This window comes from Synechococcus sp. W65.1 (assembly GCF_047461615.1).
GTDB lineage: Bacteria > Cyanobacteriota > Cyanobacteriia > Thermostichales > Thermostichaceae > Thermostichus.
The window spans coordinates 1-9,243 of sequence record NZ_JANSHI010000018.1; the positions used below are offsets into that span (position 1 = coordinate 1).

At 59.1% G+C, this 9,243-nt stretch carries 11 protein-coding genes and 1 tRNA gene; 8 read left to right on the plus strand and 4 right to left on the minus strand.

What is annotated here, in order from left to right; genetic code table 11:
* The first annotated feature begins 186 nt into the window (after positions 1-186).
* From NW806_RS09710 to NW806_RS09730, 5 genes are all read left to right on the plus strand, one after another.
* Positions 187-1,005 (plus strand): hypothetical protein, encoded by an 819-nt coding sequence (locus NW806_RS09710; protein WP_414410945.1) that lies wholly within the window; start codon positions 187-189, stop codon positions 1,003-1,005.
* Between the two features lie 256 nt (positions 1,006-1,261).
* Positions 1,262-1,729: a thermonuclease family protein gene (locus NW806_RS09715; RefSeq protein WP_414410946.1), complete on the plus strand. Its 468-nt coding sequence runs from the start codon at positions 1,262-1,264 to the stop codon at positions 1,727-1,729.
* Positions 1,729-2,058 carry a PspA/IM30 family protein gene (locus tag NW806_RS09720; RefSeq protein WP_414410947.1) on the plus strand — a complete coding sequence of 110 codons (330 nt, stop codon included), beginning with the start codon at positions 1,729-1,731 and terminating at the stop codon, positions 2,056-2,058. The genes NW806_RS09715 and NW806_RS09720 overlap by 1 nt, the downstream gene beginning before the upstream one ends.
* Positions 2,059-2,324: 266 nt before the next feature.
* On the plus strand, positions 2,325-2,561 hold the full coding sequence (locus NW806_RS09725) for a PspA/IM30 family protein (RefSeq protein WP_414410948.1): 237 nt from the start codon (positions 2,325-2,327) through the stop codon (positions 2,559-2,561).
* A 552-nt stretch (positions 2,562-3,113) separates the two neighbouring features.
* Complete coding sequence (locus NW806_RS09730) at positions 3,114-3,536, plus strand: hypothetical protein (protein WP_414396367.1); 423 nt, start codon at positions 3,114-3,116, stop codon at positions 3,534-3,536.
* Here the strand turns inward: NW806_RS09730 and mazG are convergent.
* Both mazG and NW806_RS09740 read right to left on the minus strand, forming a co-directional pair.
* Positions 3,498-4,613 carry a nucleoside triphosphate pyrophosphohydrolase gene (mazG, locus tag NW806_RS09735; protein ID WP_414410949.1) on the minus strand — a complete coding sequence of 372 codons (1,116 nt, stop codon included), beginning with the start codon at positions 4,611-4,613 and terminating at the stop codon, positions 3,498-3,500. The two genes, NW806_RS09730 and mazG, sit on opposite strands and share 39 nt — an antisense overlap.
* Entirely contained in the window at positions 4,582-4,809 is a 228-nt protein-coding gene (locus tag NW806_RS09740) for a DUF2949 domain-containing protein (RefSeq protein ID WP_414396373.1), read from the minus strand. Before NW806_RS09740 ends, mazG begins: the two co-directional genes overlap by 32 nt.
* Before the next feature lie 354 nt (positions 4,810-5,163).
* On the opposite strand from NW806_RS09740, the gene NW806_RS09745 reads away from it, so the two are divergent.
* The 3 genes from NW806_RS09745 (at position 5,164) to NW806_RS09755 (ending at position 8,477) form a co-directional block, all read left to right on the plus strand.
* Complete coding sequence (locus NW806_RS09745; RefSeq protein ID WP_414396374.1) at positions 5,164-5,397, plus strand: DUF3148 domain-containing protein; 234 nt, start codon at positions 5,164-5,166, stop codon at positions 5,395-5,397.
* Between the two features lie 138 nt (positions 5,398-5,535).
* Positions 5,536-7,119 (plus strand): phosphoglycerate dehydrogenase, encoded by a 1,584-nt coding sequence (serA, locus tag NW806_RS09750; RefSeq protein ID WP_414406090.1) that lies wholly within the window; start codon positions 5,536-5,538, stop codon positions 7,117-7,119.
* A gap of 68 nt (positions 7,120-7,187) precedes the next feature.
* Entirely contained in the window at positions 7,188-8,477 is a 1,290-nt protein-coding gene (locus NW806_RS09755; protein ID WP_414410950.1) for a bifunctional folylpolyglutamate synthase/dihydrofolate synthase, read from the plus strand.
* 45 nt (positions 8,478-8,522) lie between these two features.
* Here NW806_RS09755 and NW806_RS09760 read toward each other — a convergent pair.
* Positions 8,523-8,596, minus strand: a tRNA-Pro gene (locus tag NW806_RS09760).
* A 76-nt stretch (positions 8,597-8,672) separates the two neighbouring features.
* Entirely contained in the window at positions 8,673-8,975 is a 303-nt protein-coding gene (locus NW806_RS09765) for a Mo-dependent nitrogenase C-terminal domain-containing protein (RefSeq protein WP_414410951.1), read from the minus strand.
* Positions 8,976-9,243: the final 268 nt, after the last annotated feature.

A 9,243-nucleotide genomic window follows, 5' to 3' on the forward strand; every position in this document is an offset into this window, starting at 1 on the left:
AACTCTGCCACTAGCTACGGGTCGTGGAAGCAGGAAGAAAGCGTCAACCTGGAGCAAAAGTCCGCTTTTGTCCAGCGCTGTATAAGTCTTTCAGAGCGGTCAGCCAAAGTTACCCAGAAGCCGGTCTCCTTCTTTGGGGAGCGGGGAGTGCCATGATGGACTGGAGCCACCCAAGAACCTGCCCGTATGACCACCGCTGCTTTACCTCGTCGTCGCTCTCACTTGTCCCTGGCCGGCACTTTGGCTGCCGTTGGGGGGGCACTGCTGTGTGGGATCCTGGTAGTGCAGCTCCAGTTGCCCATGTTGGAGCGGATCAACCTGGAGGCCATAGAAAATGCCGAGGTCCGCAAAAACCGCAACATTGCCCTGGCCAATACCTTGGGCTGGCTGGGCTACCGCAATCTGGGAGCTTCCTGGCTGTGGTTAGAGCTGATCCAGTACTACGGCGACGCCCGCGCCCGCGCCCAGACCGGCTACGGCCTTGCCTACGAGTACTTTGACCACATGCTGCGGCTGGATCCCTCTTTCTTCCAGGGCTACCGACTGTCTAGCTTGGTGTTGGCCTATTGGGCCGGTCAGCCGGAAAAAGCTATCGAGATTTTGGATCGCGGCCTACAGCAGTTCAACCCCCAGAACAATCCCGATGCCTGGCGGCTCTACGTGGATCGCGCCCTGATCAATTTCATGTTTCTGGGGGATGCGGAAGCAGGTCGCAATGACTACTACCAAGCCGCGGCCTGGCGGGAGCAGGTGGGCTTGCCCGGCGACGACTTTCGCCAGTTGGGGGACAACATTGCCCGCAGCCCTTTCAGTCGCCGTTCTCGCTTCGATGTCTGGCTGAGCGTGTTTAACGCCACCAGCGACCGGGACACCCGCTTGTTTGCCCTAAAGCAACTGGCCCAACTGGGCAGGGTTTTGCGGACGCTGCCCACAGGTGAAGTGGAAATTCTCCCGCCTCCCCTGCCTGATGGGATCGAGGGAGAGCCCTATCGCCTCCGCCTGTAATTCGACTGCCAGCGCAAAGATTGTGCTCCAGGAGCAGGCTCTGCTGAGCTGAACTCTAGCCCCAATTCTGCTGTTTGCTTGAGGTGGTTGGCCAAAAGCCGTGTCTTTTGGCTAGGAAAGTTAGCTTTCCTTGTGCGAAAGGTGGCAGCCACCGTCCCAGGGAGCAGCAGCTACCCTTGTAGAAGCCTCTAGGGACGCTCTAGGGCTTGGGTTTGTTCCCAGAGTTTTTCTTGACTTCACCTTAGGAGTGACCCCTATGAGCTCAAAAACTTCCCTCTCGATGACGGCGGCTGTCCTTGCCAGCGGTTGGGTTATCCTGCCCGCAGCAGCCCAATCTTTCGAGACAGTGCGAGTGCGGTCGGTGGTCGATGGGGACACCTTCTGGGCAGACCTAAACGGCAGGCCAACCCGTTTTCGCCTTGCCTATGTAGATGCGCCGGAGCTGACGCAGGGACAGTGGGGACGGCTCTCGCAGGAGGCTTTGCAAAAGCTGCTGCCACCGGGATCCCTGGTGCAGGTCGACACTCTTTACATCACCCCAGAGGGGCTGCACATTGTCGAGGTGTACAACGCCGATGGCCTGGTGAATTTGGAGATGCTGCGCCAAGGACAGGCGGTGGTCTACGAGCGCTTTTTGCACGAGGCCAACCGGGAGCGCTACCTAGAAGCTCAAGGGGTCGCGCAGGCGCACACCGTGGTTTTTGGCAGCAACCCAAGCCGGTGATGCCGTGGGAGTTTCGAGAAACAGCGCTGCAAACTGTAGCTTTTGCAGGGCCTTACGCTTTGGAGGGGTCTTTCCTGCGGGAAAACCCAGCCGCAGCAGCAGGTGTGGGTATTGCCACGGCGGTGGTGATGGTGGGGCTAGGCAAGCTGCTGTGGAAAAAGTCCAGCCAGCAGGGGGTAGGCATCCGGCAGCTGGAGCGGGATCTAAAACACCTGCAGCGCAGCCTGACCACAACCCTGGCCAGCCGTAAGCAACTGGAACGGAAGTACACTCAACTCCTGCAAAAGGCCGAGGATTGGTTGGTCAGAGCCCAAAGGGTTCTCCTCTAGTCCTTGATTCACCGGACCTAACCAACCTTCTGCCTTGACGTAGATGGGCTGAGCTAGTAGGCTAGCAGGTACATCTTCTTGGGTAGGCGTTTTGCCTAGGCTAAAGTTGGCTCCGTCTTTAGCCGGTGTGCCTTATGGGGGCAAGGAGCACCTACCTGCAGCTCGCGGGGAAGTCACGCCTGTGGAGATCCCTCTGGCGGGGTAGTGGAGGTGAACTCTACTACTAGCTGCGGGTCGTGGAAGCAGGAAGAAAGCCTCAACCCCGAGTGAAAGTCTGCTTTCACCCGGGGTTGTATAAGTCTTTCAGAGCGGCTATCCAGCATAACCAGGACGAGCTGGCACGCCAGGCTTTGGTGCAGCGAGACCAACATCTCAGGGCGGCAGAGATCGTTCGCCGCTCCCTAGAGGAGGTGGAAGCCCAGGCAGTTGCCCTTCGCGAGGGCATTTCCCACCTAGAAAGCCAGATTGCAATGGCCAAGCTGGAACAGGAGAGGAACACCTAAGCTTCCCCGTAAGTAGGGGTGCCCCAGTGGAAGCCCCCGGAGGAAGGGGTCTCAAGGCAGTTTCTGCAGCATGGCCGGCCCTGGCGCAGGGTTGCAGCAGGAGGTTGACCCGCAGATCACCCCGTGTCCAGCCGACTACCTTCGGTTTTGCCTCCTGTCTGGGCAGCGCTGCGCTTCAGCCCCCTAGGTTTCGCGAGGAGTTCTCACGCCTGAAGAAAGGATCTCTCCCCCCGAAGAGGGTGGAGGGCTTGGTTCTGCGCATTGGCGAAACGGTTGTTAGGGATCCCCGTAGCCAGAGACTCAAGTTGCAGCCTAGTGGGGGGAGGCAGGGGTTGCCTAGATTGGGATCAAGGCGGCTGGGGCTCGAGGCAGGGGCAGGGTTATAGACTGGGAAAGGATTCGGTGAGAGAAAGCTGCTGCTGTGGGCTCTTGTTCTAGCTTTAGCGCAGCGTGGAGTACAACGTGGGAGCAATGGCCTTCTTAGCTTGCTGTTCCTCTTTCCCTCGGCGTTGGGGGAGAGCGCTACAAAGCTGGGGGAGCTGGACAGGACTGTTGCTCCTGGCTCTGCAACTGGGGCAGTCTGCTGGGGCTCAAGAGACCCAAGTCTGGATTGGCACTGGCCAGATCCTGAGCGGCCAAGGACAGGGAGCAACGGTGCAACTGGTTCTGGAAACAGGAGGCGGACGGATTTGGAGCCAGTCGGGGCCAGCTTTGGATGCGCCCTTTTCTGGCGAACAGATTTCGGTTACCAGCGGCGATGGCACCTGGCAAATCCAACCCCAAGGGGATCAGTTGGTGGTGACCTTTTACCGCGGTGAGCAGATCATCCGCTGGCAACTACGCCCTGTGGGCAAGGTGCCAACTTCTTCTTCCCCTCTGCCACCTGCCTCTTGGAGGGGCGAGACTCCCCAGCCCCTGGCTTTGCCTAAGCGAGAGCTAGTTCTTCCTGTCCTCAATCTGCTGCGCCATCCCTAAAGGATGGGGGTGTTCTTGCTTTGCTTGCTGCCAAAGCGCCTCTAGCTCTTGAGGGCGGCGGCCTTCGAGAGGGGAGTCTTGTTCTGCCTGTTGCCGCGCCAGCTCTTCCAGGCGCAAAAAGCGGCGAGCAAGGCGCAGGTTTGTCTGGGTCAGAGCCTGGGCAGCATCCAGCCCATACCAGCAGCCCAAGGCGACCAGGGCAAACAGCAGATCCCCCAGCTCAGCTTCCTGTCGCGCCCGGTCGGGGGGATCTCGTTCCAGCTCTTGGCGCAGCTCGGCCTCCTCCTCGCGGATCTTGGCCCAGATCCTTTCTCCTGTTGGCCACTCCAACCCGGAGCTCACCACCTTTTGGGAGATTTTCAAGGCGGCCAGCAGGGGGGGCAAAGTTTCAGCGTAGTGCAGCAGTTTTTGACCCAGAGTTTGCTGCGGCTGCTCTTGCTGCTTGATGTCTTCCCAAAAGCGGTGCAACTCGGACAGGTCAGAACTCTCTGGCTGGGGGCTATCCCCAAACACATGGGGGTGGCGACGGATGAGCTTGTCGGCAATCCGCGCTGCCACGGTTTCCAGGTTGAAGTGGTTGCGCTCAGCAAAAATCTGGGATTGCAACACCACCTGCAACAACAAGTCCCCCAGCTCTTCGGCAATAGCCGCCGGATCCCCGGATCGAATGGCCGCCACTGTCTCGTAGGCTTCTTCAAGGATGTAGGGAGTGAGGGATTCGGGCGTCTGGGCACGATCCCAAGGACAACCCCTGGGGGAACGTAGCTGGGCCACGATTGCTGCAAGGCGGCTGAGGTGCTGGGCAGACTCGGCGCGCTCCAGGTAGAGATGGGCAAAAGCACCCGTTTTTTCAGGCTCCCAGCTTTGCAGCGTCAGGGGGCCAGCCACCACTTGCAAGTCTGCTGTCAGCAGCGTCAAAGATTGAGCAGGGGCACAGACCTGCCGTAAACAACGATCCAGCTCTGCCAGTTCCTTGCTCCCGCAATTTTTCAGTAGCAGGGATCCCTGCCCCGCCGCCGACCAGTGGGCCAGCTCCTCTTGCCAGTTAGGCTGTAGGCTGTCCAGCGTTTGCAGCATGGTCGTAGGTGCGGCCCAGATCTAGAAGACGCCTGAGCTGCTCGAGGTCAATGAAACTCAGCTCCAAAAGGATCATCAGCAGCGGTCCTTGCTGGCGGCGCTGCAGTTTCTTGGCCAAGCTCAGTTGCGAGCGGTCGATGATGCCCGCTTGCAAGAGGTATTCTTCCAAAGCCGGAGGAGGAATGGGATCTACCATGGTCGTTTCCAATCCTGAAAAGAACCGCTGAAAAAACTGAGAAAGTAGCCGGCTGACGTAACTATTCTTAACACTCCTACAGGGTTTGCGCAAAGAGGTGGCAAGCAGGCCAAGGGTGAGCAAGGGGAATGCGGTCGAGTGGTTGCCACCCAGAGCACGGGAAATCAAGGCCCTGAGGTCAGAGTATAATAGCAAGCCTGCTGGCGATTGACAGCGGCTTAGGAAGCCGAAGCACTTTCCTTAAGCTGACTGGGAGCTGCTGTTTTTAGCGCCGCGCTTCTGGCGGCAGGGAGCTAGCGCAAGCTCCGCTAAGCTGAAAGCAGGTGTCGCGTCACCCCTTGGGGGATTCTTGCTATGGCTGAACCTCAAGATTTGCTGCCGGTGGGGGCAAGGGTTGAGGTAGTGGAGATGCCTCCTTATCTAAAGACGGCCGATCCAATCCCAATGTTGCGCCCGGCCCATCTGATTCGGCTGCACGAGCAAGGGGTGATTCGGCAGCGGCGGATGTTGGGCACTTATTGTGTACAGTTTGCCAATGGCCTCTTTTTGATCGACGGCAAATATCTTGCCCCCGTGGGATCCCGCTGAGATGAAGCTACAGGCCTTGAGAGGGCCGGCAGACTTTCGCGGTAGATTAAAGGTGCTTGCTGGAGTCGGGTCAACATTCAGCGCCGCGGCGGGAGTCAGGCTGGCTTGCGGCATTGGCAATTTAGGCTAGCGTTGCGTATGCCCAGAGTTATCGTCACCGATCCCATTGACCAGGCGGGAATTGACATCCTCTCCCAGGTAGCTCAGGTGGATGTGCGCACCAACCTCACCCTCGAGGAGCTGATCGCAGTTATCCCCAACTACGATGCCATTATGGTGCGCTCCGGCACGCGGGTTACCCGTGAGGTCATTGAGGCCGGGAAGAACTTGAAAATCATTGGCCGGGCAGGGGTAGGTGTGGACAACATCGACGTGGCTGCTGCCACCAAAGCAGGGATCCTGGTGGTCAACTCCCCTGAGGGCAATACCATTGCTGCCGCCGAGCACACTATTGCACTGATGATGGCCCTCTCGCGCCACATTGCCGATGCCAATGCCTCCCTGAAAGCAGGCCAGTGGAAGCGAGAGGAGTTTGTGGGGGTAGAGGTTTACAAAAAGACCCTGGGTATCGTTGGCCTGGGCCGGATTGGCTCCCATGTAGCCCAGATTGCCAAAGCGATGGGGATGCGGCTTTTGGCCTACGATCCCTACATTTCCGTAGAGCGGGCGGAGCAACTGGGGGTGCGCCTGGTGGATTTCACAACCCTGGTGCAGGAATCGGACTACATCACCCTGCATGTTCCCAAGACCCCCGAGACCACTAACCTGTTTAACGCTGAAACCTTTCGCCTAATGAAGCCGACCGCCCGCCTGATTAACTGTGCCCGTGGCGGCCTAGTAGACGAGCAGGCCCTTTACGAAGCCCTCAAATCCGGCCAGATTGCCGGGGCGGCCCTGGACGTCTTTGCCGAAGAGCCCCTCAGCAAAGATTCACCTCTTCTTTCCTTGGGCAAGGAGCTCCTGCTGACACCGCACCTGGGGGCTTCTACCGAGGAGGCGCAGGTCAATGTAGCCATCGATGTAGCCGAGCAGATCCGCGATGTGTTGCTGGGGCTGCCCGCTCGCTCGGCTGTGAACATTCCCGGCCTGCAGGCAGAGGTGCTGCAAAGCCTCAAGCCCTACCTCGAGTTGGCCGAAACGCTGGGCAACCTGGTGGGTCAGTTGGCGGGGGATCGGGTTAGCCAGTTGGAGATCCGCCTGCAGGGATCCCTGGCAGAGAAAGACAGCCGGCCAATTGTCATCGCCGCCCTCAAGGGGCTTTTGACGCTGGCCTTGCGGGAGCGGGTCAACTACGTCAACGCTTCCATTGAGGCCAAGGAGCGGGGCATCCGCGTAGTGGAAACGCGGGATCCCTCGGTGAAGGACTACTCCGGCTCCCTGACCTTGATTGCCCACGGCCCCAATGGGGTGCGTTCCGTCTCGGGGGCGCTGATTGGGGAGCGGGAGGTGCGCATTACCCAGATCGACGAGTTCCCGGTCAATGTGCCGCCTTCGGCCAACATGCTGATGACCTTGCACCGGGATATGCCAGGGATCATCGGGCGGATTGGCACCCTGCTGGGGGCCTACAACGTCAACATCGCCAGCATGCAGGTGGGGCGCAAGATCATCCGCGGCGATGCGGTGATGGTGCTCAGCCTAGATGATCCCCTGCCGGATGGAATCCTAGAAGAGGTGCTCAAGCAGCCGGGCATTCGCGACGCTTTTGTAGTGAACCTTTGACAGCTTTTGGCGCCAGTGGGGAAGTGCTGAGTTGAGGTGAAGCTTGAGCCCGAATAACCTGTCGCCCAATGGGTGGGATCTCAACCTGGGATTGGCCTGGGTTTCTGGAGTCGCTGGGCCACTTTGGCGTCGATCTCAGCCTGGATCGCATGCAGGTTCTGCTGCAGCGCCTGGGCCAGCCGCAGGCGGGGATCCCAGCCATCCACGTCGCTGGCACCAACGGCAAGGGATCCGTCTGCGCCTGGGTTAGCCACGTGCTGTGGGCGGCGGGCTACCGGGTGGGCCGCTACACCTCCCCCCATTTGGTGGATTGGCGCGAGCGGATCTGGCTCAATGGGGAGTATATTTCCGCCGCCGACTGGAGCCAAGCGTTGGCCCAAGTGCGGGACTGTCTACAAACCTACCCTCCTGGCGAGGCCTCTCCGACGCAGTTTGAGGCCCTCACTGCTACTGCCTGGCTATACTTCCGCCAGCAAAAGGTGGAGGTGGCTGTAATGGAAGTGGGCTTAGGGGGTCGGCTAGATGCCACCAATGCCGGAATCGAGCCGGTGGTGACCGCCATCACCTCCATCGGCTGGGATCACTGGCAACGCCTAGGCAATAGCCTGGAGCAAATTGCCGCCGAAAAGGCCGGCATCCTTAAGCCAGGGATCCCCGCGGTGTGCGCGCCCCAACCCCCTGAGGTGATGGCCGTGATCCAAGCCAAGGCAGAGCAGGTGGGCAGTCCCCTGCGGGTAGTGGAGCCTCTGCACTGGTCGGGTCCCCAAACCGTTTGCTGGCGGGATCAGGTGCTTACCCTGCCCCTTGCCGGTGAGGTGCAACTGGTCAATGGGGCGGTAGCTCTGGCCGTTGTGGAAACTCTTCAGGAACAAGGTTGGCAAATCCCAGATGTTGCTGTTGCCAAAGGATTTGCTCTCACCCGTTGGCCGGGCCGCCTACAGAGAGTGCAGATTGGATCCCGCCAGCTGCTGCTGGATGGAGCCCATAACTTGCCGGCTGCCCAAGCTCTGCGCCGCTACCTTGACCAGCACCAGCCCGGACCCCTCACCTGGTACATGGGCATCCTCACTACCAAGGATGTCAAGGGTATTCTGGCTACCCTACTGCGACCGGGGGATCGCTTCTTGGCCCTGCCCATCCTCGGCCATGCGGGAACGGATCCGCAAGAATTGGCCCACCTAGCTCGAAGCCTCCAGCCCCATCTCTGCCTTGCCCAGGCCCTGCCAGATCTTGACGCTCTGCGGGCCCAACTGCAGCAGCCTCCTGATCCCGACGAGCCACCCGGGGTGGTCTGTGGATCCCTATACCTGCTGGGCCAGGTGATGCAGGCTTGCCTGGGCTGGGATCTGGCCTGCTGAGAATCCTGCCGCTAGTCTGACCAAGCGCCTCCTTTTGCCGCCTTATCGGGATGACAGGATTTGAACCTGCGACCCTCTGCTCCCAAAGCAGATGCGCTACCAAGCTGCGCTACATCCCGTCATTACTAAATTATGGCAGAAAATTGCCCCAGATCTCTACCTGCAAGCGCCAAACTCCTGCCCCCTCTTCTCGCCTCACAGGTAGTGGCTGATGTCGTCCCCCCGCTCCGCTAGGAAGGACAGAGCTCGCGAGCGCAGCCTTACCAACTGCTCATAAAAGGGGTTGAGCTTGCATAGTGCTGGGATGTGCATTACCCTATAGCCAAACAAGATGATGTCTTGCTCAAAGGGGCAGCAGGCGGGAATCCACCGGCACAGAAAGTGGGCAAGGCGGGGATCCCGCACTTCTACAGCATCGATGGCTGCTCGAATAAGCTCCAGAGGGGTCTGTAGCCAGTTGCCTAGACGAGCTATAGGCTTGAGATATATGGAAGCCATAGGATAGCTTGTTCCCTCCTACAGTTAGTTTGACTCTCTCGACGGAAAGCTTGCTTTTGGGAATAAGGATCTCTGCTCAACCTTGCAGAGCTACATGTTTTGCATACAAAAGTTGATTTGTAAATAAAGCTACATTCTTACCCTCTCTCCAGTTCCTCCGATATACTCCTACCTATACCCATCATAGGTATCTATACCCATCATAAGTAAGGTGGATCTGGAGAAACCCCCTGGGGGAGGAGGGGGATCCCTGTACCTATAGGTGCCT